This window comes from Streptosporangium sp. CA-135522, from assembly GCF_050949235.1.
In the GTDB taxonomy this organism is placed as follows: Bacteria; Actinomycetota; Actinomycetes; order Streptosporangiales; family Streptosporangiaceae; genus Streptosporangium.
In genome coordinates this window covers 2,594,167-2,620,410 of sequence record NZ_CP192026.1, presented here as the reverse complement: position 1 = coordinate 2,620,410, position 26,244 = coordinate 2,594,167, and the positions used below count along the sequence as shown (strand labels likewise).

Sequence of the window (26,244 nt, the reverse complement as noted above, 5' to 3'; positions counted from 1 at the left end):
CGGCTTACGCCGCCGCGGCCAGGCGGTCGCGCCACCAGGCGATCGTCGCGGCCAGCGCCTCGTCCATCGAGGTCGGGGCCATGCCGAAGGTGGTCTGGAAGTCGGTGGAGTCGAGCACGAAGGGCCGGACGAACTGGTAGCGCAGCTCCTCCAGCTCGCCGAGCATGGGCGAGAAGGCCCCCGCGGTGCGGACCAGCCAGTGCGGCATGACCTTGACCCCCGGGTTCGGGACGCCGGCGAGCGCGCACATGCGGTCGGCGACCTCGACGGCCGTCATCTCCCTGGCCGTCGGGACGTGCCAGGCACGGCCCCAGGCCCGCTCGTCCGTCGCGGCGGCCACCAGGGCGCGGGCCACGTCGGGCACGTAGGTCCAGCTGTGCGGCTGGGCGGGGTCGCCGATGTAGCGGACGGGCTTTCCGGTCAGGAGCCGGGGGACGAACCTGTCCCCCAGGTGCGCCTGGTCGAGGCAGCCGGGGCCGAAGTAGTCGGACCCGCGCACCTCGGTCACCCGGACCCTGCCGGCCTCGTGCGCGGCCAGGGCGTCGCGCCACATGCGGACGCGGATGGCCCCCTTGGCGCTGGGCGGGGTGAGCGGGTCGCTCTCCCTCATCGGCGCGCCGGGCGCGGCGTAGACGTAGAGGTTGCCGAGGATGACGTATCCGGCGCCGGTGGCCTCGGCGGTCGCCAGCAGCGACTCCGCGACCGGCGGCCAGTCCTGCGCCCAGCGGTTGTAGGGCGGGTTGACACAGTTGTAGAGCGCGTCGGCGCCCCGGGTCAGGACGGTCATCCGCTCCCGGTCGGCGGCATCGGCCGCGACCTTGCGGACCCCCTTCAGGTCGGGCCCGGAGCCCGAACGGCTGACGAGGACGACCTCGTGTCCCCGGCCCGCCAGCAACCGGGCGACCTCCGAGCCGACCTGCCCGGCTCCCGCGATGACATGCTTGCCCATGATGGTTCTTCCTTCCATTGAGATGAGTCGGGATGACCGGTGGCGGTGGGCTCACTGGTTCCAGACGAGCCGCAGGACGGCGTTGACGACGTAGACGGCGGCGAAGACGATCCCCGGGGTGAGGCGGCCCGCCATGACCAGCGCCAGGGCGCCACCGCCGAACCAGACGACCTCCAGGACGACCCGGGCGAACCCGGTGAGCGGGATCGTGGCGCCGTTGGCGGCGCCGAAGAGCGCCCAGACGACGACGAACAGCGCGGGGGCGCCGAGTCCGAGGAGCAGCTTCGTCACCAGGCTCTGGCCTGCGGTGAAACCCCAGTAACCGGCCGAGAACAGGACGCCCAGCTCCAGAAGGAACATGACGAGCAGGTTGGTGTTCTTGGCCAGGGACAGCATGGGGGCTCCTTCAGAGAGTGTCGTTCCGTTCTGAGAGCAATGCTCTCTCCAAAGAGCACGACTCGTCAAGAGCACTGCTCTCTTTTATTTTCGGTGCTCTGATATGGTTCGGACATGAGCTCAAGCCGAACAGCACGGGAACGGGTCCGCGCCGAGCTGACCCGCGAGATCACCGACATCGCCCGCAGGCACCTGGCCACCGAGGGTGCCGGCGGACTCTCCCTGCGCGCGGTCGCCCGCGAGATGGGCATGGTCTCCTCGGCGATCTACCGCTACTTCCCCTCCCGGGACGATCTGCTCACCGCCCTGATCATCGACGGCTACAACGCCGTCGGAGAGGCCGTGGAGAACGCGGACGCGGCCTGCCCGCCCCACGACCACACCGGCCGATGGCTGGCGCTCTGCCACGTCGTACGGGACTGGGCACTGGCGCACCCGCACGAGTACGCCCTGCTGTACGGCTCCCCCGTGCCCGGCTACCAGGCTCCGCAGGACACCATCGCCCCGGCGATCCGCGACACGATCGTCTACGGCCGGATCGTCTCCGACGCCCACCGGGCCGGAGCCCTCAACCCGCCGGGCATCTGCCCGCCCGTGCCGGCCGCCTTCAGCGAGGACGCCGCACGCGTGCGCGCGATCATCCCCGACGTCCCCGACGACGTGATCGTCCGTGCCCTGATGATCTGGACCGGCCTGTTCGGCTGGCTCAACTTCGAGCTGTTCGGCCAGTTCAACAACACGATCCTCGACCCCACCGCGGCCTTCGACCACTCGATGCGCTGCTCGGCCGCCTTCCTCGGCCTGCCCGCCTGAGGCACCGGGGCTCGCCGTGGCACGACTCTTGCACATGTGCAAGAGTCGTGCCACGAGCGGTGGCGCGGCGGCCCCCTTTCATGCGATCACCGAGGCGCACCGGCATGTGCCAAAATCGCCGCATGCTGAACATCGGGACGATCGTGCTGGGTGTCGCCGACATACGGCGGGCGACCGATTTCTGGAGTCAGGCACTGCGTTACGTTCCTCGCGACGGCGAGAGCAAGGACGACTGGGTCGTACTGGAACCGGCCGACGGTCCCGGCACCGCGCTGGCGCTGGACCTCAGCGAGGTTCCCGTGCAGAAGCACCCGCGCGTCCACTTTGACCTCCACACCGAGGACCAGGTCGCCGAGGTCGAGCGGCTGGTGTCCCTCGGCGCCGAACGGGTCGACTGGGATCTCTACCCGGAGGACCCTGACTTCGTCGTCCTCGCCGACACCGAGGGCAACCGCTTCTGCGTCATCGATCTCAACCACGGCTGAACCGCCTGCGGCGCCTCCCCCGCGCCGCGGGGCGGGCCGGAAAAGACAAGCGGCACCCCGCGCCGAGCTCTCCTCCGGCGCAACCCTCGCATATACGCAAGCGTTGCATCATGACGAAAAGTAGCGCGACGGCCACCCTCGGTGCGATGGCCGAGGCACAAGCGATCCCGCCCTATGCCTCTCCCCGCGCGTTTGAGGCTGCGCTCACCGCCCGATTCAAGACGCTCACGGCAGAGCGCCCGTATTCCATCTCTCAGCTACGCCGCCGATTCGCCTACGACCGTGCACTCGCCCGCTGCTTCTCCGGGCCGTCAAGCGATCGATGGGTGCTCAAAGGCGGCATATCGATCACGTCGGGATCCTGAAGTCCGGCGAGTCCGAGCTGGGAGTGATCAGGCGAGATACACCCCGACGTCGACGTTGCCCCGCAGCGCCTTGGAGTAGGGGCAGTGCTCGTGTGCCCGCTCGGTGAGCCGGCCGGCGAGCTGCGGGTCCACCTCCGGCAGGTGGACCGTGACGTCGACGCCGAACACGTAGTCGTCGTGCTTTCCGCGCTTGCGCAGCTTGACGGTCGTGTCGACGCTGGCGTTGGTGGTGTCCACGCCTTCCCTGCCGGCGATCAGGGCGAGGGAGCTGCGGAAGCAGGCCGCGTACGCGGCGGCCATGAGCTGTTCGGGGTTGGTGGCGCCGCCGGGGCCGCCGAGCTGCTCCGGCGCCCTCAGTTCGAGGTCGAGAAGCCCGTCGTCCGTTCGCACCCGTCCGGCTCCGCCGCCCGTCGAGGAGGCCCATGCCGTGTAGAGGGTGTCGTAGCCGGCGTCGCCGCCGATGGCCCCGGTGAGCTCGGCTTCGACGCCGGGCCCCGAGTAGTCCGAGGCCATCGGCCGGGACGGCCGGCCCGGCCGACCTGAAAGGCCTGTCGCCCCGGCTCCCGGCCTCTGCTGTCCGGACCGCACGTCGTGTCCCATGGATTCGCCCCCGATTTCCCGCCCAAGACGGCCCGGGTGCCCGCCGTACCCTCTCCCCCGCGCCTGGACCTGTATGAACTGGTCGAAACGCTGGTTATCTACCCGCGGAAATGAGCACCGACACGGTACCGCGGGCTCATGAAGGGAGATCCCCGCCAAGGACGCGGTCGTTCACGAACGCGTTGCGGAACTTACCGGCCGGGTCGTAGGCGTCGAGCAGCCGCCGGAAGTCCGCAAGCCGCTCGTACAGGGCCCCCAGGCTCTGCGGGGGCATGCCGAAGAGCTTGCCCCAGTGCGGCCGGGCGCCGAAGGGCTCCAGTTCCTCCTCCACCAGGGCGAGCACCCGGCTCACCGCCGGCCAGTCCTTCTTCCAGGTGAAGTGGACGGCGACCGCCGCCTGCCGGTAGGAGGGGCTCATCCACAGGTCGTCCGCCGCGACGGTCCGGATCTCCGACACCTGCAGGACGGGGGCGATTCGCCTCGTGGCGCGGCACCAGGTATTCGGACTGGAGCTCCTCCCCGCTGCTGGGCGTGAAGTCCAGCCGGAAGTGCGGCAACCGCTCATGCCACGGGCCGGGCACGCCCAGTTGCTCGGTGCAGTTGACGGCCGGCATGTCCGGCAGGGGATGCCGGGCGGTCCGCGCCAGGGTGGCTCCCAAGGTGATGTTGCCGGCCCAGTTCCGCTCGCGCTCGCCCAACAAGGTGCTCCTCTGCGGCCTGCTCCGGATCGCGCCCCGCGCGGCGGCAACGGTCACCGCCGCGCTCAGCGTAGTCCGGGCGGTTCCACCCGTCGTTGGCGGGCCACGCCACGACGGCCGCCCGTCCCGGCCGCTGCGCCCGGACGTGCCGGAGGGACGTTGTGGTTGAGGCGGAAGACGTTGTCCGGGTCGTAGGCCCTCTTCACCTCGCGCAGACGGCGATGGTCGTCGGCGGTGTAGGCCGTCTCGGTCTTGGTGGGATCGGTCAGGAAGTTCAGGAACGAACCGCCGGTCGCGTGCGGCCGCAGCGCCGCCGCCAGTCCGGGCAGGGCCGCGTCGACGATGAGGGAGAAGGGCACCGTACGGTGGCCCACCGGACCCGCGCCCGGTCGCGGGTGGGCCATCGCGCCACCCCAGTGACGGATCTCCACCGTCCCCGCCTGCTCGCTCGCCTTCACCAGGATGTCGATCACCGGGTCGGACAGCTCATGGACCAGGTCCAGGTGCCGGGCCGCCGTGCCTCCCATCGCCGCCTGCCCGAAGCTCATCGGCCGCAGGCCGTCAAGCAGCGCCGGACCGGCGCTCGCCCATAGCGGCCGGAGCAGCCGGCGGGCCTCATCGGCCTGTCCGGCGTGCATGACCTTGATGGCGAGCACCCGCCTGCCCCGCATCGACTCGGGGATCTGCGGAGCATCGGGCATCCGCGTCAGCAGGAGCGCGGTGCTGATGTCGTCGGGAGCGCCGGCGGCCCACTCCCGGTAACGGACGAGCGTTTCGGCCCCTGACTCGATCGCGAAGTAGGCGACGCCCGCGTAGACCTGGGTCACCGGGTAGAGCCGGAACTCCAGGGCGGTGACCACGCCGAAGTTGCCGCCGCCTCCGCGCAGCGCCCAGAACAGCTCGGGGTGGCTGTCGGCGCTCGCCGTCACGAGCCTTCCGTCCGCGGTGATCACCTCGGCGCGCAGCACGCTGTCGGCGGCGAAACCGTACTTGCGCGCCAGCCATCCGACCCCGCCGCCGAGGGTGTAGCCGGTGACGCCGACATCCGGCGCGGAACCCGCCAGCGGCGCCAGGCCGAACGGCGCGGCGGCGGCGATGACCTCGCCCCATCGGGCACCGGGAGCGACCCGGGCGATCCGCCGGTCCGCATCCACCAGGACCGTCGTCATCGCCGAGGTCTTGAGCAGGATGCCGCCGTCGGACGGGACGTGCGTGCCGTGCCCGGTGGCCTGAACCGCGAGGGGCAGGTCGTGCTCGCGTGCCGCGACCACGGTGGCCCGCACGTCCGCGGTCCCGGACGCCTCGGCGACCATCGCCGGACGCGGGTCGATCGTCGGATGGAGTGGCTGCCGCTGCGTGTCGTAGCCGATCTCACCCGGCAGGTGCACGGCTCCGCCGAATTCGAGACGCAGGCGGCGTGCGGCTGCGGAGACGTCGTCACCGCCGAAACCGGCATCGTGCGACCGGTGCGTCCGCTTCTCGACGTGCTGGCTCATTCGAACTGTTCCCTCGTCTCGAAGTCGTCTCTCCACGTGCGCCGACCGGGCCGCCGCGACTCGGCGAAACCCCGGTCGCCGGCACCTCGGTCACCGTCACGTCGAGCGTGCCTCCAGCGTCTCACCGACAGCTTCTCTAGTCAAGACAATTTAAATTGTCGGTTCATCGCGCGATGCTTCCGGAAGGCGCGGCATCGCCAGGAAAGACACGGCACCGGGCGGGGAGGGGGGGTCGGAGCGTGCCAGGTCGGGGCGCCGGGGTCTTCTCACCCGGGCTCCCTTCGCGGACGACCGCCATGGCTCGCGCGGAGACCGTGACCGAGCCGGCATGAGCGGTGCCGTCGAGCGGGTTCGTGCCGGTGACCCCCGGAGACGACTCGACCGCGCGTCCGCGGGTTACGCGGAGAGCGCGGTCGAATGGACGACGTGGCCTCGTGGGCGGTTGCCGGGCGCGTTCTTCGGCAGGTCGTGCCGCAGGTGCGCGAGCCGTACCTAGCGGGTGGCGCGGTTGACGGCGGAGATGATGGCCTTCAGGGAGGCGGTGGTGGTGTTGGCGTCGACGCCGACGCCCCACAGCGCTTCGCCGGCGATCTCGCACTCGATGTACGAGGCGGCCTTGGCGTCGGTGCCCGCGCTCATCGCGTGCTCGGCGTAGTCGAGGACGCGAACCTGGATGCCGATTCTGGCCAGCGCGTCGCAGAAGGCGGAGATGGGGCCGTTGCCGACCCCCTCGACCTCGCGGATCTCACCGTCGACACGCAGGTCGGCGCTGATGGCGTCCCTCTCGTCCACCCTGGAGACGGTGCGGTGGGCCAGCAGGCCCAGGCGCCCCCACGGGCTGACCGGGTTCGGCAGATATTCGTCGGTGAACACCTCGAACATCTGGGCCGGGCTCACCTCGCCGCCGAGGGCGTCGGTGCGGGCCTGGACGACGCGGGAGAACTCGATCTGCAGGCGGCGCGGCAGGTCGAGCTGGTGGTCGGCCTTCATGATGTAGGCGACCCCGCCCTTGCCGGACTGGCTGTTGACCCGGATGACCGCCTCGTAGGTGCGGCCGATGTCCTTGGGGTCGATCGGCAGGTACGGCACGGCCCAGGTGAACTCCTCCACCGGAACTCCCGCGGCGGCCGCGTCGCGCTCCAGATGCTCGAAGCCCTTCTTGATCGCGTCCTGGTGGGAGCCGGAGAAGGCGGTGTAGACCAGCTCGCCGCCCCACGGGTGGCGCGGGTGGACGGGCAGCTGGTTGCAGTATTCGGTGACCCGGCGGACCTCGTCGATGTCGGACAGGTCGATCTCGGGGTCGACGCCCTGGGAGAACAGGTTCATGCCCAGCGTGACCAGGCATACGTTGCCGGTGCGCTCGCCGTTGCCGAACAGGCAGCCCTCGATGCGGTCGGCCCCGGCCATGTAGCCCAGCTCGGCGGCGGCCACGGCGGTGCCCCGGTCGTTGTGCGGGTGCAGGGAGAGCACGATCGAGTCGCGGTAGGCCAGGTTGCGGTGCATCCACTCGATCTGGTCGGCGTAGATGTTCGGGGTGGCCATCTCGACGGTGGCGGGCAGGTTGACGATGACCTTGCGGTCCGGGGTGGGCTGCCAGACGTCGTTGACGGCGTCGCAGACCTCCACCGCGTACTCCAGCTCGGTCCCGGTGAAGGACTCCGGCGAGTACTGGAAGTAGACGTCCACGTCGGAGGCGTCGGCCAGCTTCTTGCAGAGCTTGGCGCCCTCCACCGCGATGGCGGTGATCCCCTCGCGGTCCTGGCCGAACACGACGCGGCGCTGCAGGGTGGAGGTGGAGTTGTACAGGTGGACGATGGCCGTCTTCGCACCCTGGAGCGACTCGAAGGTCCGCTCGATCAGCTCAGGTCTGGCCTGGGTGAGAACCTGGATCACCACGTCGTCGGGGATGAGGCCCTCTTCGATGATCTGCCGGACGAAGTCGAAGTCGGTCTGCGACGCGGCCGGGAAACCTACCTCGATCTCCTTGTAGCCCATCTTCACCAGCAGCTCGAACATCTTGAGCTTGCGGTGGGAGTCCATCGGGTCGATCAGCGCCTGGTTGCCGTCACGCAGGTCCACCGCGCACCACCGCGGGGCCCGCTCGATGACCTTGCCGGGCCAGGTGCGGTCGTCGAGCCGGACCGGGGCGTAGGGCTGGTAGCGCTTGAACGACATGGGGCTGGGCTGCTGCTGCGGATACATGCAAGGGCTCCTCGACTGGAAAGACAATCGCGGCCGACGCGCATGGCTCGCTCCGCGACGAGGGAGCCGGCCTTCTACAGGCCCTCGTCGCGGCAGCTAAGAAGCAGACCGCGCAGCATGCATAGCACGCTAGCAGACGGCCGCAAATCTCTGGGACCCGTGCCCACATCGTGAGACCGGCGTATCACCCCGGGCCTTCTCCCATCCCCCGGTCACCCCGGTTCCCCTCGCTCGGTCGCCCCGGGTCTTCTCCCATCGCTCGGCCAGACCGCCTCGAACGGCCTCACCGACGTTGGCGGCGCCGGCCTTCGCCGTGCCGTGCCGTATGGCCGGCATGAGGCGGTCGCCGTGGAGCACTCCCGAGAGACCGCGCGGGACGGACGGCGCCGCACGGGACGCAGGCGAAATACGTCGTCCGTCGGCCCGGTCTGCGCCGGAACGCTCACCCGCTGATCGGATACAGTCCCGAAAGGAGCCAAGACAGGGGAACGCGATGAAAGACGACGACATCCTCGCCCACATCCACGAGCTCATCGCCGAGGAGCACGGGCTGCGGCAGCGGCTGGCCTCAGGTTCGATCTCCTCGCACGAGGAGAACAACCGGATCAAGCAGCTGGAGGAGGCCCTCGACCAGGCGTGGGACCTGCTCAGGCAGCGCCGGGCGCGCCGGGAGTTCGGCGAGGACCCCGACTCGGCGGCACCGCGCCCGATCGACGAGGTCGAGGACTACCGTCAGTAACGAGGGAGCCCGCCGGTGAGGTGCTCCCCTTCGTCCTCCGGACGGCCCTGGCAGCGCAGGTCGCCCGGGGCGGGCGGCGGGGCCGGGGCCAGCCAGGAGATCATGCTCTGCTCGACGTACCAGCCGTGCAGGTTCACCCAGGTCCTGGGAACCTCGCCGGGGTCCGGGCAGAGGACCTTGGACTGGAGCCGGTCGTTCTGGACGAAGCTCACGACGCCCTCGCGTCCCAGCACGGTGGACATCTGGTCGTCGCTGGCGACCAGATAGCCCACGAGCACCCGGGGCGTCTCCTTCTCGGTCATCTGCAGGGCCATCAACGGGAGGATCGGCGCCTTCATCACGACCACGCCCACCAGGAACGGGGTGAACACCGCCATCGCGATCGCGATGCCATGGGTGAGGACCCGGGCCGGGGCCGGGGGAACCGGACCGGTCAGCAGGACCGCGAGCCCCGGCGGAAGCGTGAGGAGAAGCGCGGTGGCCACGTCGCGCGCGGCGAAGGCGGCCCCGATGGCCGGCCAGAGCACCGCGTAGGAGATCACCGCGGCCATCACGGGCAGCCCGTAGCAGACGACGCCCCGCAGCCCTTCGTGCCGGGCGAAGCGATCTCGCACCGTCAGCCCCGCCACGGCCAGCGACAGCATCGCCAGCGTCGGCAGGAACCGTAGCTGCCAGGCGAACAGCCCCACCACGACGGCCAGGGCCACCACCCAGCCGGGCAGCCGCTCGGCGGTGCGCACCAACCAGGAGGAACGGCCGGTGCTGATCCAGTACAGGGTGCCGAGCACCCTGCCGCCCAGGATGAGGGCGGGCAGGACCCAGACGGTCGTCAGCAGGACGGCACTGAGCAGGCCCAGCGGGCTGATGTTCTGCAGGAGGAGAAGCAGTGTCTGGGTGTCCTGCCGGCTGGCGTACCACAGCCGCATCACCAGCAGGACGAGAGGGAACACCGGCAGCAGCGCGAGCAGCCACTCCTGGTTCCTCGGCGCATCCTTGACCCGCCTGGTGCTCTTCAACGGGACGGGCAGTCCTGGACGGGCAGGGACCGCTCCCACGGCCATCTGCGCACCGGCGGGGGAAGAGCGCAGGGTTGCTCCGCCTGGGCGACGTTCACGTTGGGGCTGGCCGACAGCATCGGATCGATGTAGGCCTGGTAGGCCTGCTCCCACCTCTGGTCCTGAGGGTCGGCGTAGGAGCGGTAGAGAGCGAGGTCGACCAGGGTCCGCAGGGCTTTGTTGGAGCCGGTGTTGACCGCCCACATCTCGGTCTTCTCCAGCGCGATGTCGTGATGGCGCAGCGCTCCGCCGGACTCTGCGACGAACCCGGCCAGAATGGCCGCGTCGGTGGTCATCGCGTCGAACTCACCGCTCTTCAGCCCCGTGGCGCAGTCGCTGATCAGATTCTTGGCGGTGACGATGGCCTTCGTCGCCCTGGCCAGCTCGATCTCGGAGGTCGAGGTCCCGAGCGTGCAGACCTTCCTGCCCTCCAGCTGTCCCAGAGAGGTGATCTTTCCCGGGTAGTCGGATCTGGTCACCACGGACTGCTCGGTGTAGAGGTAGGGCGTGGAGAAGCCGACGGAGGGATCCTCCTGCCGGGCGCGTGTCACGCTGAAGGTGGCGACCACGAGGTCGACCCTGACGAACCGGCCGTCGCCGTCCAGGGCCTGCATTCGTGCCCTGTCCTCGGTTTCGATGGACAGGAAGTCGACCTTGTCCGGCGGATAGCCCAGATCCGCGGCGATCAGGTAGGCGATCTGGATCTCGAAGCCCTTGAAGGTGCGTCTGCCGGTCTGCTCCCGCAGCGCGATGCCGGGAGTATCGGCCTTTACCCCGATTCGGAGCCGGTCCTTGTTGAACAGCCCGGCCTTCTCCCGCAGCTCGGCCTCGGTGGGCGGCCCACTCACCCACATGACGGACGCACCGACCACGATCGCGGCCAGGACCAGCGCGATCCACGCCGCGAGCCGGAACCGCCGCGCGCGCCGCCGGCCGTACCCGGGCGGCGGGCCGTACTCGGGCGGCGGGTCGGGCATGGGCGGGTCGGGCATGGGCGGCGGACCGGATTCGGCCGGTGCGCCGAGCCGGTGGCCGAACGCGGACGGCGAGCCGGGCTGCGAAACAGGCGCGGACGGCGAACCGGACTCCGGATTCAGGCGGGAGCCGGGATACGGGCCGGACAGCGGCTCACGGGCTTCGGGAGAAGCCGGTGAATCCTTCCCCCGCGCTCCTGCGTCCGCAGGTTCTTCGATCATGGCACCTCCGGACTCCCCGTCTGACCGGCAGGCTATGCCGCCGCCGCCCGGCTCGGGCGTCCCTTCACCAAGACGAGATCAAACGGCATGCCGGTGCAGCGCCCGAAACACCCCTTAGGATCCACTATCAGATCTCTGGAAGGGGGGACGATGGATCTCGTCATTGGACCGTACCGCGTAGTGAGCAAGCTGGGACAGGGCCGGACCGGCGAGGTCTTCCTCGCCCGTGACCCCGACGGGCGTCAGGTCGCCGTCAAGGTCATCCACCCGGGCCTGGCCGCCGATCCCGCCTTCCGGCAGCGATTCCAACAGGAGGCGCAGGCCGCGACCCGGGTGGCCCGGTCATGCACCGCCCCGGTCCTGGGAGTCAGGCTCGACGGCGACCACGCCTATCTGGTCACCGAATACGTCGAGGGACCGAACCTTCGCCACCAGGTCGGCGAGCACGGCCCCCTCTCCGGATCGAGTCTGGAGACGCTGGCCGTGTCCACCGCCGTCGCGCTGCAGGCCGTCCACGCCGCCGGTCTCGTGCATCGGAATCTGAGGCCGTCCGCCGTCCTGCTCGGCCCGCTCGGGCCCAGGGTGATCGGCTTCGGCGTGGCCCATCTCGCCGGTCCGGCCGCCCTTCCCTCGCTGAGCACGCCCGGATACACCTCGCCGGAGCAGGCGCGGGGGCAGGAGGCCACCACGGCGTCGGACGTGTTCGCCTGGGGCGGGGTCGTTCTCTACGCGGCGACCGGGCGCGAACCGTCCGGCTCCGGCGCGGACGGGACCGGTGACCCCGCTCTGGCCGGCCTGCACGGCCCCCTCCGTGACCTGGCCGCCCACGCCCTCTCCTTGGACCCGGCTCGCCGTCCCAGCGTGCAGGACATCCTCAGGATCCTGACGGGCGCCATCGATCCGGCCACGTCCCTGGTCCAGCCACCCGCCGTGGAGCCGCTCGACGAACCCACCAACCCGGCCATCCCCATAGCCCGCCCACCCGCGGCGGCCGGACCCGTCGCGCAGCCGATCGGCCTGCCCGCCCCGATGGCCGGGCCCGCCGCGCAGCCACCCGGCGTGCCTCCCGGTCAGCCTCCCTCGACGGACCTGCTCCCGGCGCGGCCGGCAGACCTGCCGGTGCCGGTCGGCGCCTCGCCCGCTCCGCAGTGGCCGAGTCCGGCTCCCGGGGCGGGCAGGCCGAACAGTGCCGCCGCGGCAGGCGCCGCTCCGGCCCACTGGAAGCGGTCGGTCGCCGTTCCCCTCCTCGCGGGGCTGGCGGTCGCGCTGGTCATCGCCGCCTTCTCCTTCTTCCTGCCGCGGGACAGGGCGACCTCCGGCCAGGCGTCTCCGGCGCAGCCGATCGCCGGGACGAGCTCCGCCGTGTCCGTCCCGGACCCGGCGGCGGACTCCGCGGCCACACCGGTCCCGGCGGCCGATCCCACGGTCACGGGCTCTCCCTCAGCGCTTGTGACCTCCTCCCCGTCGCCCTCCTCGGCCAAGGCGGCGGTCACGCCCTCGCCGACGCGGGCCCTGCCGTTCCAAGACGACTTCAGCGGCGCGAACCGGGGCTGGACCACCGCGGCGGGAGGCAGCGGCAAGCACCGGCCGGCCCGGGGCGCCTACCGGATCGTCACCAGGTCCGATGGCTACCTGCCGGTCATCGCTCCCCTGACCGGTCCGGTGAAGAACACGATCATCACCGCGAAGGTCCGGATGCTGAACGGCAAGGGCGACTTCGGCGTCTTCTGCCGCGGTCTGGACAAGGGGTCCAAACGCTACGCGTTCTCGCTCGCCAGCAACGGCAACGCCTCCATCAGCAAGAGCGGCGAGGCGCCCGCCTCGGTGAAACAGGTCCGCGTTCCCGGTTTCGACCCGGCCCGGCTCACCGTCCTGCGGGCGGCCTGCCGCAGTGGAGCGGCAGGCACCAGGCTGACCCTGAGCGTCAACGGCAAGGAGGTCGTCTCCCGGCTCGACGACGACAGGCCGTTCGCCGCCGGCTCCATCGGCATGTTCGCCCACGCCTGGCACGGTGGCGTCAGGATGGACGTCAGTTTCGACTCCTTCGACGCCCGCCCCTGAGACCCTGGCCCGTCTCCGGTTCCGACGCCGCCCCCGTGCGGGAACCGGTGCGGGAACCGGGCACCGGGCCGGAGCACCGGGCCGGAGCACCGCGTCGCGCTCACACGACCACGCCACCGGGCCGCCGCGGCGCGCTCACATGGCCACGTCGTAGGAGGCCACGATGTCACCGTCGGGGATCACGCCCGCCGCGGTCACCACGACCCGCCTGCCCGGGTCCTCGTAGCCGTTGTCCGTCAGCCACAGCAGCGCCGCCGGCCCCAGGTCGCTGTAGGTGATCGGGGAGTTCGGCGAGAAGAGGTCCACACCGGCCGAGCCCCCCGCGATGTCCCCCTCGACGATCCACAGGGTGTAGGTGGTGTAGGTGGTCATGGCAGCCCCCGTGCTGTAGTCGTTCCCCGTGGGGTTCATACCCGGACCCGCCGGCGCCCCACCCGGAGCGTGGAACGCCCGACCGGCGCACCCGTGGTGACCGTCCGACCCGCCGGCTCGTCACCGGGCGACCGTCCGCCCGGAATGTGGCGTGCAACGGCATTCGGCAGGCATTCGCGATGCCGCACGGCGGGCGCGCGGAGTGCGGAAACCACTCCGACATCGTCATGCAACACTTCGGAAACCGCCGGTTCCTATGGTCCGGTAATGCGGCTCACACCACACGAGCAGGAGCGCCTGCTCATCCACGTCGCCGCCGGTGTCGCCCGTGACCGCAGGTCCCGGGGGCTCCGGCTCAACCATCCCGAGGCCACCGCGATCATCGCGTCCTTCCTGATGGAGGGCGCGCGGGACGGGCGGACCGTCGCGGACCTGATGGAGTCCGGACGCAACGTGCTGTCCCGGCGGGACGTCATGGACGGCGTGCCCGAGATGCTGGAGTCGGTGCAGATAGAGGCCACTTTCCCCGACGGCACCAAGCTCGTCACCGTTCACCAGCCGATCCCGTGACCGAGGAACCGTGAGCGATGAGACCCGGTGAGATCCAGTACGGCGAGGCGCCCATCCCGCTCAACCCGGGCCGCGAGCGCGTCACCGTCCGCGTCGTCAACACCGCCGACCGGCCGATTCAAGTGGGGTCGCACTACCACTTCGCCGCCGCCAACCCCGGCTTGGAGTTCGACCGCCGGGCGGCCTGGGGCACCCGCCTCGACGTGCCGGCGGGTACGGCGGTTCGGTTCGAACCCGGCGTCGAGCGCGACGTGACGCTCGTGCCGATCGCCGGACACCGGATCGTCCCCGGGCTACGCGCCGAGTGGTCCGGGCCTCTCGACGGGAGCGCCCATGTTCGTTGAACGGTCCCGTTACGCCGCGCTCTACGGACCCACCGCCGGTGACCGGGTCAGGCTCGCCGACACCGACCTGTTCGTCGAGGTCACCGAGGACCTGTCGATGGGACCCGCCGGGGCGGGCGACGAGGCCGTGTTCGGCGGCGGCAAGGTCATCCGGGAGTCGATGGGCCAGGCCAGGACCACCCGGGCCGAGGGCTCCCCCGACCTGGTGATCACCGGTGCGGTCGTCCTCGACCACTGGGGCGTGGTCAAGGCCGACCTCGGGATCAGGGACGGCCGGATCGTCGCGATCGGCAAGGCCGGCAACCCCGACACCATGGACGGCGTCCACCCCGATCTGGTGATCGGCCCGTCCACCGAGATCCTCGCGGGCAACGGGAAGATCCTGACGGCGGGGGCGATCGACTCCCACGTCCACCTGATCTGCCCGCAGATCCTGGACGAGGCCCTGGCCGCGGGGGTGACGACGATCATCGGCGGCGGCACCGGACCGGCCGAGGGAACCAAGGCCACCACGGTGACCGGCACCTGGTATCTCGCGCGGATGCTGGAGTCACTCGACTCCTACCCGGTCAACGTCGCGCTGCTCGGCAAGGGCAACACGGTAAGCACCGAGGGCCTGCTGGAGCAGCTGCGCGCCGGAGCCTCCGGTTTCAAACTGCACGAGGACTGGGGCACCACCCCCGCCGCCATCGACGCCTGCCTGTCGGTCGCCGACGCCACAGGCGTCCAGGTGGCGTTGCACACCGACACCCTGAACGAGGCCGGGTTCGTGGAGTCGACGCTGAAGGCGATCGGCGACCGGATGATCCACGCCTACCACACCGAAGGCGCGGGCGGCGGTCACGCGCCGGACATCATCCGGGTCGCCTCCTACGGCAACATCCTGCCCTCCTCGACCAACCCGACCCGCCCGCACACCGTCAACACGCTGCACGAGCACCTCGACATGCTGATGGTCTGCCACCACCTCAACCCCTCCATCCCCGAGGACCTGGCGTTCGCCGAGTCCCGGATCCGGCCGGCCACGATGGCCGCCGAGGATGTGCTGCACGACATGGGCGCGATCTCGATGATCGGTTCGGACTCCCAGGCGATGGGCCGGGTGGGCGAGACGATCATCCGGACCTGGCAGACCGCCCACGTGATGAAGGGCCGTCGCGGCACGCTGCCGGGCGACGGCCGCGCGGACAACCTCCGCGCCCGGCGATACATCGCGAAGTACACGATCTGCCCGGCGACGGCCCACGGTCTGGACCGCGAGGTCGGCTCGGTCGAGACCGGCAAGCTGGCCGACCTGGTCCTGTGGAACCCTGCCTTCTTCGGCATCAAGCCGGACCTGGTGATCAAGGGCGGTGTCATCGCCTACGCCCAGATGGGCGACGCCAACGCCTCCATTCCCACCCCCCAGCCGGTCATGCCCCGCCCCATGTTCGGCGCGGCCCCGGTGACCGCCGCCGCCACCTCGGTGCATTTCGTCGCCCCGGCGGCGATCGAGGACGGCCTGGCCGACCGCCTGGCCGTACGGCGGCGCCTGCTGCCGGTGGCCGACGTCCGGCGCCGGGGCAAGGAGAGCATGCCGCTCAACGACGCCATGCCCCGGATCGAGGTGGATCCCGACACCTTCGCCGTCCGCGTGGACGGCGAGCCGATCGAGCCAGCTCCGGCCGAGTCCCTGCCCATGACCCAGCGTTACTTCCTGTTCTGATGCGCGCCGCGTTGCTGTTGCTGGCCGACTCCCGGCTGCCCGCCGGGGGGCACGGGCACTCGGGGGGCGTCGAGGAGGCGGTCCGGATCGGGGCGGTCCACGACCTGCCCAGCCTCGCCGCCTTCCTGCGGGGGCGGCTGGCCACCGCGGGCCTGGTGGCCGCGGGCCTCGCGGCGGCCGCCTGCGAGCTCGGCGGGCCCGTTCCCGCCGCCGGTCCGGCGACGGCGGCCGGCCGTACCGGGCCGTGGGCCCGGCTGGACGCGGAGGCCGACGCCCGCGCCTCCTCTCCGGCCCAGCGCGAGGCGAGCCGGACGCAGGGCAGGCTGCTGCTGCGCACCGCCCGGCGGATCTGGCCGTCACCGGCGCTCGACGATCTGGCAGGAGCCGTACCGCAGGGTGCCCATCACCCGATCGCGCTCGGCGCGGTGGCGGCGTCGGCGGGGTGCGCCCCGAGGGAGGCCGCGCTCGCGGCGGCCTACACCGCCGTCACCGGCCCCGCCACGGCGGCGGTGCGGCTGCTGGGTCTCGACCCGGTCCCGGTCCATCGGCTTCTGGCCGATCTCGCTCCGGACATGGAGCGGATCGCCGCGGGAGCGCCGCTGGAGTGGGAGGCGCTGCCCGCCCACGCGGCGCCCGCGCTCGACCTGCTCGCCGAAGGACACGTCCGTGCCGAGCTGAGGCTCTTCGTCTCCTGAACACCTTGACCGGGAAGGACGGTGACGCCCATGGGCGCCGACCACGACGACCACCATCTGGCGGCCGACCCGCGAGGCCGGGCGCTGCGCCTGGGCATCGGCGGGCCGGTCGGCAGCGGCAAGACCGCGCTGACCGCGGCCCTGTGCCGGGCGCTCGGCCGGACGCTGCGCCTGGGCGTGGTGACCAACGACATCTACACCACCGAGGACGCCGATTTCCTGCGCCGGGCCGGCGTGCTCGAACCGGATCGGATCGCCGCCGTGCAGACCGGATGCTGCCCGCACACCGCCATCCGCGACGACATCGCCGCCAACCTCGACGCGGTGGAGAGTCTGGAGGAGCGGTGCGGCCCGCTCGACCTGGTGATCGTGGAGAGCGGCGGTGACAATCTCACCGCCACCTTCAGCAGGGGCCTGGCCGACAGCCAGATCTTCGTGCTGGACGTGTCGGGTGGCGACAAGGTCCCCCGCAAGGGTGGTCCCGGCGTGACGACGGCCGACCTGCTCGTGATCAACAAGACCGACCTGGCCCCCATGGTCGGCGCGGACCTCACGGTCATGTCCCGCGATGCGGCGGCCGTACGGAACGGCAGACCCGTGCTGTTCACCTCGGTCAGGCAGGAGCCGAGCTCGCCCGCGGTCGCCGAATGGGTCACCGCGCTCTTCCGCTCCTGGAGCCACGACCGGCTCCACGACCAACCCCACGACCACGACCACGTCCGCCTCTGAGCCGATGACCGTGACCCGCCGACCGGCACTCCGGCGCTCGATGACGGCTCGGGCCGCGATCGTCACCGAGCGCGCCCCGGACGGGCGAACTGTGCTCGCCACCATGCGCTCCGATCCGCCGCTCACGCTGCGCGGCACGGCGCCGGGCCAGGTACACCTGGTGTCCACCGCGGCCGGGCCGCTCGGTGGCGACGATCTCGCCCTCGACATCGAGGTGGGGGCGGGCAGCTCGCTGGACGTGCGGTCGGTCGCGAGCACGCTGGTGCTGCCCGGTTCGGGAGCCGCCGAGTCGCTGATGACGGTCACGGCCCGGGTCGGGCCGGGAGCGTCGCTGCGGTTCGCCCCCGAGCCGACCGTGCTCGCGGCCGGCTGCCTGCACCGCGTGGTGGTGCGGCTGACGCTCGCCGAGGACGCCCGGGTGTCCTGGCGTGAGGAGATCGTCTTTGGCCGGTACGGCGAGCGTCCGGGCCGCTGCCATTCCCGCTTCGACGCCACGGCCGGGGACGGACCGCTGCTGCGGCAGGAGTTCGTCGTGGGAGACCCGGCGATCGACACCGGCCCCGCCGTGTACGGCGACGCCCGGTGCGTGGGCAGCATCCTGACCACCGTGCGAGCGCCGGAGTCGGCGGTCGGGAACGGCTGGGCGGTGCTCCCCCTGGCCGGACCCGGCACTCTGATCTCCGCCCTCGGCCGGGACTGCGTCGAGCTGCGGCAGCGCCTGCGGAGCGGTGAGTCACACCTGGAGACCGTGACCGTCCCGCCTCGGGAGCGGTCGTGACGACCCGGACGGGACGAACCCGACCGCGGGCCCGGCTGCGACCTGACCGCGGCGGGCTCAGTCGTAGAAGCCCAGGCGGCGCAACTGCTTGGGGTCGCGCTGCCAGTCCTTGGCGACGCTGATCCGAAGGTCGAGATAGACCCGGGTGCCGAGCAGCGCCTCGATCTGCTGGCGAGCCCGGCTGCCGACGTCCTTGAGCCGGCTGCCCTTGTGCCCGATCACGATGGCCTTCTGCGACGGACGCTCGACGAACATGTGCGCGTAGATGTCGAGCAGGTCGTCACGGCCCTGCCGGGGCAGCATCTCGTCGACGACGACCGCGATCGAGTGTGGCAGCTCGTCCCGGACGCCCTCCAGCGCCGCCTCCCGGATCAGCTCGCCCACCAGCACCTGTTCGGGCTCGTCGGTGAGCTGGCCGCCTTCGTAGAGCGGCGGGCTCGCGGGAAGCCGGTCGATCAGCACGTCGCCCAGCACGCCCAGCTGCTCGCCCGACTGCGCCGAGACCGGGACGATCTCCTCGAAGTCCGAGAGCTGGGAGAGCGCCAGCAACTGTGCGGCGATCTGCTCACGTGACGCCAGATCGCACTTCGTCACCACGGCGACGACCGGGGTCTTCTTGACCGCGGCGAGCTTCTCGGCGATGAATCGGTCGCCCTTACCGATGGGCTCGTTGGCGGGCACGCAGAAGCCGATCACGTCGACCTCGGTGAGCGTGGACAGCACCAGGCTGTCCAGTCGCTCGCCCAGCAGGGTGCGGGGCCGGTGCAGGCCGGGGGTGTCCACGATGATGAGCTGGGCGTCCGGCCGGTGCACGATGCCGCGGATGGCCCGGCGAGTGGTCTGAGGCTTGGAGGAGGTGATCGCCACCTTCGTGCCGACCAACGCGTTCATCAGCGTGGATTTGCCGACGTTGGGCCGGCCGACGAAGCAGGCGAAACCGGCATGGAAATCAGCAGCTGAGGAACTCACGTCATCCATTGTCGCCGATGCCGGCCTCAGCTCTGACGCACGGTCCCGTCGGGGTCGGCCACGAGCAGCGTCTTGCCGCCCATGTCGCGGACCGCCTGGGCGTCCGCCTCGGCCGGTCCCTGCCCCGCGGTGACCAGCGCGGCCGCCTCAAGGGACTCGGCGCCGCTGGAGACGGCCATCGCCACGGCGACCTGCAGCGCCGACAGCGTCAGCGACGGCAACGCCACGTTGGTCGCCGAGTAGGTCCGGCCGGTCTCGTCGCGCACGGCCGCGCCCTCGGCGGCGGCGTTGCGGGCGCGGGCGGAGCGGGCCAGAACAATGATCTTGTTGTCCTCGGGATCGAGGGTCACGTCACTCACAGCGCAAGGGTAATCAGCGCATGGCCTTCGATCCCAATCGACCTGCCCGCCAGGCGACGGCGAGCGCGGTCAGCGGGCCGCCTGCTCGACGAGGAACTGGGCCAGTTGCTGGGTGCGCCGGACGTCGACGTTCGCGACCCCGGTGTGCACCAGCGAGACCAGGGTGCCGCCGATACGGGCGAAGACCATGTGCATCTCGTAGGGATATCCGTTCAGCCGGCCGCGCAGCCGCTTGGCCTGCACATCGTCACCGATGGCGTCCAGTTTCAGGCTGGACAGCCTCAGGGAGGTGCTCCTGCCGGGCAGGGGGCTCCTGGCGACCGGGCAGCCCTCCAGCGCTTCGGTCAGCTCGTCGAAGCGGTGCTCGGCATCGACGCCGGTGTAGGACGCCAGGCCGACTCCGAGTAGTTCGCCCAGTTCGTCGCCCGGATAGGTGGCGGCCACCCGCACCCCCGGCGTCCGCCGTGGCGCCCCGCCGCCCGCCATGCCGAGGACGAGCCGGCAGTCACGGCCGGCCGGGCGGAACGGGGGTTTCCATCCCTCACCCGGCCTCGCGGAAAAGCCGTCGGGTAATTGCTGTGCGTTCGGCAATAAACTCCGCAACCGCGCCAGTTCTGTACCGGCGTCCTTTCTGGCAGGCCCGGCCTCGGCACCGCACGCCGTCAGCGCCCCGGCCAGGACCACGCAGACGCCGGCCGCCACGGCAAAACGAATCCCCCGCGTCATGACTATTCCCCCGATGTCACATGCGAGGCGTCTTGTCCCCGCCGATCCGCTTTCTTCCCCGATGGTAAAAGCGGCAATCATCGAGAAACGGCCCGAGGGCGCCCTCAACCGCATTATGCGGCCGAGAACACCCTCGGACGAGAGGCGCAGAGCGGCCGGAGACCGTCCTCGCCTTCTTCTCCCCCCGTGGAGCCGTCCTTCGCGCCGCGAACCCCTCCCGGCGCCGGGACCTCTCCACCGGCTCCCGCGCGAGCGGATGCCGTGAGATGAGAATGGCGCGCGCCGCTTGCAGCCTGCTTGCGAGCCGCTTGGGAGATCGTCCCGCCCCGGACGCGACCCGCCCCCGCCTTCACCCGGGGCCGGCGTCCCGCCCCGGACGCGGCCCTCCCCTGCCTTCCGCAAAGGGCCGGCGTCCCGCCCCGGACGCGGCTCTCCCCTGCCTTCACCCGGGGCCGGCGTCCCGCCCTAGTCGTGTTCCACGGACGCACTGACCGAATTGGGCTCGGCCGGGGTGATCCGTTTGATGAGGACCGTGCCGATCCGGTTGCGGCGCCCGGCGAGGCTCTCCGCGGTCAGGCTGAGTCCCTCCACCACAGCCTCGGAGCCGGCGATCGGCACCCTGCCCAGCGCGTGTGCCAGCAGGCCGCCCACGGTCTCGACGTCGTCCACCTCGAGCTCGATGTCGAACAGGTCGGCCAGGTCGCCCACGGGAAGCCTGGCGGTCACCCGGACCGACCCGTCGTCCAGCGGCTCCACCGGGGGAGTCTCCTGGTCGTATTCGTCGGTGATCTCACCCACGATCTCCTCGAGGACGTCCTCGATGGTGACCAGTCCGGCCGTCCCGCCGTACTCGTCGATGACGATGGCCTGGTGGATCTGACGAGCCTGCATCTCCCGCAGGAGCTGGTCGATGGGCTTGCTCTCCGGCACGTAGCTGGCCGGGCGCATGATCGTCTCAACCTGCTCGGCCCGACCGTCGTCGCCGGTCTCCTGCACCCGGCGCACGATGTCCTTGAGATAGGCGATGCCGATGACGTCGTCCTCGTTCTCGCCGACCACGGGGATGCGGGAGAATCCACTGCGCAGGGCGAGCGACAGGGCCTGGTTCAGCGTCTTGCCGCGCTCGATGAAGACCATGTCGGTGCGGGGCACCATGACCTCGCGGACCAGGGTGTCGCCGAGCTCGAAGACCGAGTGGATCATCTCCCGCTCGTCCGGCTCGATGACCCTGCGCTCTTCGGCCAGGTCGACCAGGTCGCGCAGCTCGGCCTCGGAGGTGAACGGCCCCTCCCTGAAGCCCTTGCCTGGCGTCACGGCGTTGCCGAGCAGGATGAGCAGCTTGGGCAGCGGGCCGAAGATCCGGGTCAGGCCGTACACGAGGGGGGCGCTGGCGAGCGCGATCGGCTCGGCGTGCTGGCGGCCGAGTGTGCGCGGCGAGACGCCGACGATCACGTAGCTGATCACGATCATGACCGCCGCCGCGGCGGCGTAGGCCCAGCCCTTGTCGCCGAGCCAGTCGATGAAGAGCAGCGTGGCGATCACCGTGGCGATGAGCTCGCAGCTGAGCCGGAGCAGGAGCAGCAGATTGAGGTAGCGCGGCGGATCGGCGACGATCGCCTGCAGGCGCACCGCGCCCCGGCGCCCCTCACGGACGAACTCCTCGGCGCGCACCCGTGAGATGCGGGCCAGAGCCGTCTCCGCGCTGGCTATCAGGCCGCCGACCACGACGAGGACGACGGCCGAGAACAACCACCCGTTGGCGAGGTTCACCGCTGGGGGCGCACCTCCCGCCACGATTCGAGGAGTTCGCCCTGCAGGCCGAACATCTCCTTGTGCTCCTCGGGCTCGGCGTGGTCGTAACCGAGCAGGTGGAGGATGCCGTGCGTGCACAGCAGCTCCAGCTCCGCCTCGGTGCTGTGCCCGGCCTCGGCGGCCTGCTTGGCGGCCACCTGCGGGCACAGGACCACATCGCCCAGGAGCGCGGGATCGGTGGGGGCGTCCCCCTCCTGCCTGGCTCCGGAGCCGGGCCCCGGACGCAGCTCGTCCATCGGGAAGGAGAGCACGTCCGTCGGGCCGGGCTCCCCCATCCACTGCTCGTGCAGCACCGCCATGGCCTCTTCGTCCACGATCAGAATGGACAGCTCGGCGAGCGGGTTGATGTCCATCCGCTCCAGCACGTGCCCGGCGAGCGAGACGATGAGTCCTTCGTCGACCTCGACGCCGGATTCGTTGTTGACCTCGATGCTCACTGGTCGCTCATCTTCTTTCCCGGGGGCGCTTGACGACGCCCTTGATCGCCTGCGGGGCGGCGCTCTGCCGCTGCGTCTCGTCATAACGCCCGTAGGCGTCCACGATGTCGCCCACGAGCCTGTGCCGCACCACGTCCGCACTGGTCAGACGGCTGAAGTGGATGTCGGCGATGCCTTCGAGGATCTCCTGCACCACGCGCAGGCCGCTCAGCGTGCCACCCGGCAGGTCGACCTGGGTGACGTCGCCGGTGACGACGATCTTCGAGTTGAAGCCCAGCCGCGTCAGGAACATCTTCATCTGCTCGGGCGAGGTGTTCTGCGCCTCGTCCAGGATGATGTAGGCGTCGTTGAGCGTACGGCCTCGCATGTAGGCGAGGGGGGCGACCTCGATCGTGCCCGCGGCCATCAGCCGGGGGATCGAATCGGGATCGAGCATGTCGTGCAGCGCGTCGTAGAGAGGGCGCAGGTAGGGGTCGATCTTCTCGTAGAGCGTGCCGGGCAGGAAGCCCAGCCGCTCGCCCGCCTCGACCGCGGGGCGGGTGAGAATGATCCGGTTGACCTTCTTCTCCTGGAGCGCCTTCACCGCCTTGGCCATCGCGAGGTAGGTCTTGCCGGTGCCGGCCGGACCGATGCCGAAGACGATGGTGTGCTTGTCGATCGCGTCGACGTAGCGCTTCTGGTTGACGGTCTTCGGACGGATGGTCCGGCCCCGCGAGGAGATGATGTCGAGGGAGAGCACCTCGGCCGGGCGGTCGGAGGTCATCCGCAGCATCGCGATGCTGCGCTCGACGGCGTCCGTCGTGAGTTCCGCGCCTCCCTGGACGAGCTCGGTCAGCTCTTCGAAGAGGCGCACCACGATGCTGCTCTCCTCCGGGCTGCCGGTGATGGTGATCTCGTTGCCCCGGACGTGGATGTCGGCACGGAAGGCGCCCTCGATGACGCGCAGCAGCTCGTCGCGCGAGCCCAGCAGGCTGACCATCGAATGATCGTCCGGAATCACCACCTTTGCCTGGGTCCGGCTGGGACCCTTCGTTCGCGGTGGGGATGTTCTGCTGGAATCGTTTGTCTCGGACATAGGCGGGCCTTTCGGCCTGTTCGCCTCCAGATATCGGCGTGGGACTTCTACGCCATCGTATCCGTGATCCACGCGATCGCGCTTGCCGGTTTTATCCGGGGGGCCAGGTCAGGCCGCGCCCGCCGAGCACGTGTCCGTGCACGTGGAAGACGGTCTGGCCGGCCTGCGCGCCCGTGTTGAAGACCAGGCGGTATCCCGCGTCGGCGACGCCCTCCTGCTGGGCGACCGCGTGCGCCGCCTTGATCACGTCGTCGGCGAGCCCGTGGTCGGCGGCGGCCAGCGCGGCCGCGTCCGGGTAGTGGTCCTTGGGGACCACGAGCACATGGGTGGGCGCCTGCGGATTGACGTCCCGGAAGGCCAGCGTGCGGTCGGTCTCATGGACGATCTTCGCGGGGATCTCCCCGGCCACGATCTTGCAGAACAGGCAGTCGGCTTCACTCACCATGCAGGCACCCTATCCTCCCCCGGCGTTGCCAATCGGTGATGGTCCATCGCCAGCAAAGAAAGATCCACCCGGATAAGGTGGGTATGCAAAACTTCAACAACTACAGACCATGCGATTAGCGCGATATGGCCGCCTGGCGAGGACACGACTGGGTCATGCCCCCTAATGAACCGGAAGAGCGTAAACCCTCTGGGAAGGCCGAGCGTCCCACTGATGTGACCACCGAGACCCTCGTGGCCGACAGGTCGCTCGGGGCGGTGCCCGTCGAGTGGGACGCCGATATGGCCGTTACCGCGCTGTACAGCGCGCATTACCGGTCGCTTGTGCGTCTCGCTGTGTTACTCGTCCGCGATATGGCAACCGCGGAGGAGGTCGTGCAGGACGCGTTCGTCGCCATCCACGGCGCCTGGCGTCGCCTGCGTGACACCGACAAGGCACTCGCCTACCTGCGTCAATCGGTCGTCAATCGATCGCGCTCGGTGCTTCGGCATCGGGCCGTCGTGGAGAAGTACGCGCCCAAGGGCATGCCGGACGCGCCGAGCGCCGAGAACGGCGCGATCGGCGAGTTCGAGCGGTCCGCCGTCATCGAGGCACTTCGCGGTCTTCCCGCGCGCCAGCGGGAGGCACTGGTCCTGCGCTACTACGGAGACCTGTCGGAAGCACAGATCGCCCACGCGATGGGCATCAGCAAGGGAGCGGTCAAGAGCCACACGGCCCGTGGCATGGCCGCCCTACGAACTTCACTGGAGCAACTGTCATGACCGAGTCCCCCGACGAGTACGGCGAGCTGCTCCGCCGTGTCCTCAGCGCGGAGGCGGACTCGGTCGTTCCCTCCCCGGACGGGCTGGAGATCATCCGGGCCCGTGTGGAAAGACGCGGGCTCCGCGGGCTGATGTGGTGGCGCGCCGGAGCCTCCGTCGCGGGAGCCGTCCTGGTCGCGGCCACCGTCGTCATGATGGTCCCGCAGTTCCGCGAGCAGGTGACCCGGCAGATCGACGACGTGAACTTCACCCAGTCGGCCCCGCCCGAGCTGTCGGCCACCTCGCGGGCCCCCGCCAACGACGACGCCCACCTTCCGGCCGCCACCAAGCCGGGGCCCGCGACCACGGCGCCCCTGCCGGCGGCCACCCCGTCCAGGACCGCGGTGCCCAGCCCGAAGCCGAGCGCGAAGCCGACTCCCCGGCCCACGCCGACCCCGAGGCCCACGCCGGCACCCACCTGCCCCACGACGCTTCCCGACACCTCAGCGGTCGAGCCCGAGGATCCTCCGAAGGAGTGCGGTAAGACGCCGGCCCCGAAGCCCTCGGAGTCCGTCACGCCCTCCGATCGCCCGTGCTCGACCGAGGGGTGCCCTCCGTCGGAGGAGCCCCCGATGCCGACCGAGGCGGCGACGGAGGTGGCGACGGCCGTCTCGGGCGGCTAGGCGGTCACCAGCGTCCGGTGCGTGTCTGGAGCACCGCCGCCGCCGCGACCCCGGCCGTCGAGGTGCGCAGCACGGTCGGGCCGAGCAGCGCGGGCACGGCCCCCGCCTCGCGGAACGCGGCGATCTCCGCTTCGGCGACCCCGCCCTCGGGACCGACGACCACGACGATGTCACCGGCCTCGGGGAGCTCCAGAGTGGACAGCGGGCAGGCCGCCTCCTCGTGCAGCACGAGGCCCAGGGCGGCCGCCGACAGCAGTGCGGCGACCCGGGAGGTGGTGGCGAGCTCGCTCACCTCGGGCAGGTGGAAGCGGCGGGACTGCTTGCCCGCCTCCCGCGCCGTGGAACGCCAGCGGCTCAGCGCCTTGACCGCCCTGTCGCCCTTCCACTGGGTGATGCACCGGGTCGCGGCCCAGGGCACGATCACATCGACCCCCGCCTCGGTCATCATCTCCACCGCCAGCTCACCCCGGTCCCCCTTGGGCAGCCCCTGCACCACGACCAGACGGGGCCGCGGGGCCGGCACGTCGTAGCGGCGCAGCACCTCGACGCGCAGGGACTCCTTGCCCGCGTCCAGGACCACGCACTCGGCCACGGCGCCCGCGCCGTCGGTCAGGTCGAGCCGCTCCCCGGCCCGCAGCCGCCGTACGGCCGCCGCGTGACGCCCTTCGGGGCCGCCGAAGGTGAACTCCGCCCGCGCCAGGTCGGCCGGCTCGGCCAGGAAGACCGGAGCCGTCATCGGCCGTCGAAGGC

Annotated in this window: 29 protein-coding genes; 12 read left to right on the top strand and 17 right to left on the bottom strand. The window is 70.8% G+C overall.

Going from position 1 to position 26,244, the window contains the following annotated elements; translation table 11 throughout:
* Positions 1-4: 4 nt before the first annotated feature.
* Together ACQPYK_RS12445 and ACQPYK_RS12440 are read right to left on the bottom strand one after the other, a co-directional pair.
* Complete coding sequence (locus ACQPYK_RS12445) at positions 5-949, bottom strand: NAD-dependent epimerase/dehydratase family protein (RefSeq protein WP_433254329.1); 945 nt, start codon at positions 947-949, stop codon at positions 5-7.
* A 51-nt stretch (positions 950-1,000) separates the two neighbouring features.
* A complete protein-coding gene (locus tag ACQPYK_RS12440; protein ID WP_433254327.1) occupies positions 1,001-1,345 on the bottom strand; it encodes a YrdB family protein in 345 nt (114 codons plus the stop codon).
* 114 nt (positions 1,346-1,459) lie between these two features.
* Between ACQPYK_RS12440 and ACQPYK_RS12435 the strand changes: the two genes are divergently transcribed.
* Both ACQPYK_RS12435 and ACQPYK_RS12430 read left to right on the top strand, forming a co-directional pair.
* A complete protein-coding gene (locus ACQPYK_RS12435; RefSeq protein ID WP_433254325.1) occupies positions 1,460-2,158 on the top strand; it encodes a TetR/AcrR family transcriptional regulator in 699 nt (232 codons plus the stop codon).
* Between the two features lie 122 nt (positions 2,159-2,280).
* Positions 2,281-2,643, top strand: a complete 363-nt coding sequence (locus ACQPYK_RS12430; protein WP_433254323.1) for a VOC family protein — start codon at positions 2,281-2,283, stop codon at positions 2,641-2,643.
* A gap of 392 nt (positions 2,644-3,035) precedes the next feature.
* Here the strand turns inward: ACQPYK_RS12430 and ACQPYK_RS12425 are convergent, their stop codons facing one another.
* The 4 genes from ACQPYK_RS12425 to leuA form a co-directional block, all read right to left on the bottom strand.
* Positions 3,036-3,521, bottom strand: a complete 486-nt coding sequence (locus ACQPYK_RS12425) for an Ohr family peroxiredoxin (protein ID WP_433254321.1) — start codon at positions 3,519-3,521, stop codon at positions 3,036-3,038.
* 223 nt (positions 3,522-3,744) lie between these two features.
* Positions 3,745-4,065: a D-arabinono-1,4-lactone oxidase gene (locus ACQPYK_RS12420; protein ID WP_433254319.1), complete on the bottom strand. Its 321-nt coding sequence runs from the start codon at positions 4,063-4,065 to the stop codon at positions 3,745-3,747.
* A 306-nt stretch (positions 4,066-4,371) separates the two neighbouring features.
* Entirely contained in the window at positions 4,372-5,802 is a 1,431-nt protein-coding gene (locus ACQPYK_RS12415) for an FAD-binding oxidoreductase (protein ID WP_433254317.1), read from the bottom strand.
* A 492-nt stretch (positions 5,803-6,294) separates the two neighbouring features.
* Positions 6,295-8,004 carry a 2-isopropylmalate synthase gene (leuA, locus tag ACQPYK_RS12410; RefSeq protein ID WP_433254315.1) on the bottom strand — a complete coding sequence of 570 codons (1,710 nt, stop codon included), beginning with the start codon at positions 8,002-8,004 and terminating at the stop codon, positions 6,295-6,297.
* A gap of 493 nt (positions 8,005-8,497) precedes the next feature.
* Between leuA and ACQPYK_RS12405 the strand changes: the two genes are divergently transcribed.
* Positions 8,498-8,743 (top strand): DUF2630 family protein, encoded by a 246-nt coding sequence (locus tag ACQPYK_RS12405; protein WP_433254313.1) that lies wholly within the window; start codon positions 8,498-8,500, stop codon positions 8,741-8,743.
* Here the strand turns inward: ACQPYK_RS12405 and ACQPYK_RS12400 are convergent.
* Entirely contained in the window at positions 8,737-9,759 is a 1,023-nt protein-coding gene (locus ACQPYK_RS12400; protein WP_433254311.1) for a hypothetical protein, read from the bottom strand. The genes ACQPYK_RS12405 and ACQPYK_RS12400 overlap by 7 nt on opposite strands.
* Positions 9,756-10,790: a transporter substrate-binding domain-containing protein gene (locus ACQPYK_RS12395; RefSeq protein ID WP_433254309.1), complete on the bottom strand. Its 1,035-nt coding sequence runs from the start codon at positions 10,788-10,790 to the stop codon at positions 9,756-9,758. The genes ACQPYK_RS12400 and ACQPYK_RS12395 overlap by 4 nt, the downstream gene beginning before the upstream one ends.
* A gap of 354 nt (positions 10,791-11,144) precedes the next feature.
* Between ACQPYK_RS12395 and ACQPYK_RS12390 the strand changes: the two genes are divergently transcribed.
* On the top strand, positions 11,145-13,055 hold the full coding sequence (locus ACQPYK_RS12390; RefSeq protein WP_433254307.1) for a serine/threonine protein kinase: 1,911 nt from the start codon (positions 11,145-11,147) through the stop codon (positions 13,053-13,055).
* Between the two features lie 135 nt (positions 13,056-13,190).
* Here ACQPYK_RS12390 and ACQPYK_RS12385 read toward each other — a convergent pair whose 3' ends face one another.
* Positions 13,191-13,427, bottom strand: coding sequence for a hypothetical protein (locus ACQPYK_RS12385; RefSeq protein WP_433254305.1), 237 nt, complete (start codon positions 13,425-13,427; stop codon positions 13,191-13,193).
* 267 nt (positions 13,428-13,694) lie between these two features.
* Between ACQPYK_RS12385 and ACQPYK_RS12380 the strand changes: the two genes are divergently transcribed.
* Genes ACQPYK_RS12380 through ACQPYK_RS12355 form a run of 6 tightly spaced genes read left to right on the top strand, consistent with a single transcriptional unit; the run spans position 13,695 to position 18,248 of the window.
* Positions 13,695-13,997 (top strand): urease subunit gamma, encoded by a 303-nt coding sequence (locus ACQPYK_RS12380; RefSeq protein ID WP_433254303.1) that lies wholly within the window; start codon positions 13,695-13,697, stop codon positions 13,995-13,997.
* A 17-nt stretch (positions 13,998-14,014) separates the two neighbouring features.
* Positions 14,015-14,341, top strand: coding sequence for an urease subunit beta (locus tag ACQPYK_RS12375; protein WP_433254301.1), 327 nt, complete (start codon positions 14,015-14,017; stop codon positions 14,339-14,341).
* Positions 14,331-16,046, top strand: a complete 1,716-nt coding sequence (locus ACQPYK_RS12370) for an urease subunit alpha (RefSeq protein WP_433254299.1) — start codon at positions 14,331-14,333, stop codon at positions 16,044-16,046. The genes ACQPYK_RS12375 and ACQPYK_RS12370 overlap by 11 nt, the downstream gene beginning before the upstream one ends.
* Complete coding sequence (locus tag ACQPYK_RS12365; protein ID WP_433254297.1) at positions 16,046-16,741, top strand: urease accessory protein UreF; 696 nt, start codon at positions 16,046-16,048, stop codon at positions 16,739-16,741. The genes ACQPYK_RS12370 and ACQPYK_RS12365 overlap by 1 nt, the downstream gene beginning before the upstream one ends.
* Positions 16,742-16,771: 30 nt before the next feature.
* On the top strand, positions 16,772-17,470 hold the full coding sequence (gene ureG / locus ACQPYK_RS12360; protein WP_433254295.1) for an urease accessory protein UreG: 699 nt from the start codon (positions 16,772-16,774) through the stop codon (positions 17,468-17,470).
* 4 nt (positions 17,471-17,474) lie between these two features.
* Entirely contained in the window at positions 17,475-18,248 is a 774-nt protein-coding gene (locus ACQPYK_RS12355) for an urease accessory protein UreD (protein WP_433254293.1), read from the top strand.
* A gap of 57 nt (positions 18,249-18,305) precedes the next feature.
* On the opposite strand, the gene era is transcribed toward ACQPYK_RS12355, so the two are convergent.
* From era to ACQPYK_RS12320, 7 genes are all read right to left on the bottom strand, one after another.
* Positions 18,306-19,226 (bottom strand): GTPase Era, encoded by a 921-nt coding sequence (gene era / locus ACQPYK_RS12350; protein WP_433254291.1) that lies wholly within the window; start codon positions 19,224-19,226, stop codon positions 18,306-18,308.
* Between the two features lie 17 nt (positions 19,227-19,243).
* On the bottom strand, positions 19,244-19,576 hold the full coding sequence (locus ACQPYK_RS12345) for a cytidine deaminase (RefSeq protein ID WP_433254289.1): 333 nt from the start codon (positions 19,574-19,576) through the stop codon (positions 19,244-19,246).
* 69 nt (positions 19,577-19,645) lie between these two features.
* Positions 19,646-20,302 carry a hypothetical protein gene (locus ACQPYK_RS12340; protein ID WP_433254287.1) on the bottom strand — a complete coding sequence of 219 codons (657 nt, stop codon included), beginning with the start codon at positions 20,300-20,302 and terminating at the stop codon, positions 19,646-19,648.
* A gap of 465 nt (positions 20,303-20,767) precedes the next feature.
* Positions 20,768-22,072, bottom strand: coding sequence for a hemolysin family protein (locus ACQPYK_RS12335; protein WP_433254285.1), 1,305 nt, complete (start codon positions 22,070-22,072; stop codon positions 20,768-20,770).
* Positions 22,069-22,551 carry an rRNA maturation RNase YbeY gene (ybeY, locus tag ACQPYK_RS12330; protein WP_012889022.1) on the bottom strand — a complete coding sequence of 161 codons (483 nt, stop codon included), beginning with the start codon at positions 22,549-22,551 and terminating at the stop codon, positions 22,069-22,071. The genes ACQPYK_RS12335 and ybeY overlap by 4 nt, the downstream gene beginning before the upstream one ends.
* Positions 22,552-22,558: 7 nt before the next feature.
* Positions 22,559-23,626, bottom strand: coding sequence for a PhoH family protein (locus ACQPYK_RS12325; protein ID WP_433254283.1), 1,068 nt, complete (start codon positions 23,624-23,626; stop codon positions 22,559-22,561).
* A gap of 91 nt (positions 23,627-23,717) precedes the next feature.
* Complete coding sequence (locus ACQPYK_RS12320; RefSeq protein ID WP_433258774.1) at positions 23,718-24,068, bottom strand: histidine triad nucleotide-binding protein; 351 nt, start codon at positions 24,066-24,068, stop codon at positions 23,718-23,720.
* Between the two features lie 284 nt (positions 24,069-24,352).
* Here ACQPYK_RS12320 and ACQPYK_RS12315 point away from each other — a divergent pair, with 284 nt between their 5' ends.
* Both ACQPYK_RS12315 and ACQPYK_RS12310 read left to right on the top strand, forming a co-directional pair.
* Positions 24,353-24,832, top strand: coding sequence for a SigE family RNA polymerase sigma factor (locus tag ACQPYK_RS12315; RefSeq protein ID WP_043655278.1), 480 nt, complete (start codon positions 24,353-24,355; stop codon positions 24,830-24,832).
* Complete coding sequence (locus ACQPYK_RS12310; RefSeq protein WP_433254281.1) at positions 24,829-25,494, top strand: hypothetical protein; 666 nt, start codon at positions 24,829-24,831, stop codon at positions 25,492-25,494. Before ACQPYK_RS12315 ends, ACQPYK_RS12310 begins: the two co-directional genes overlap by 4 nt.
* A 4-nt stretch (positions 25,495-25,498) precedes the next feature.
* On the opposite strand, the gene ACQPYK_RS12305 is transcribed toward ACQPYK_RS12310, so the two are convergent.
* Positions 25,499-26,230 carry a 16S rRNA (uracil(1498)-N(3))-methyltransferase gene (locus ACQPYK_RS12305; protein WP_433254279.1) on the bottom strand — a complete coding sequence of 244 codons (732 nt, stop codon included), beginning with the start codon at positions 26,228-26,230 and terminating at the stop codon, positions 25,499-25,501.
* Positions 26,231-26,244 lie beyond the last annotated feature (14 nt).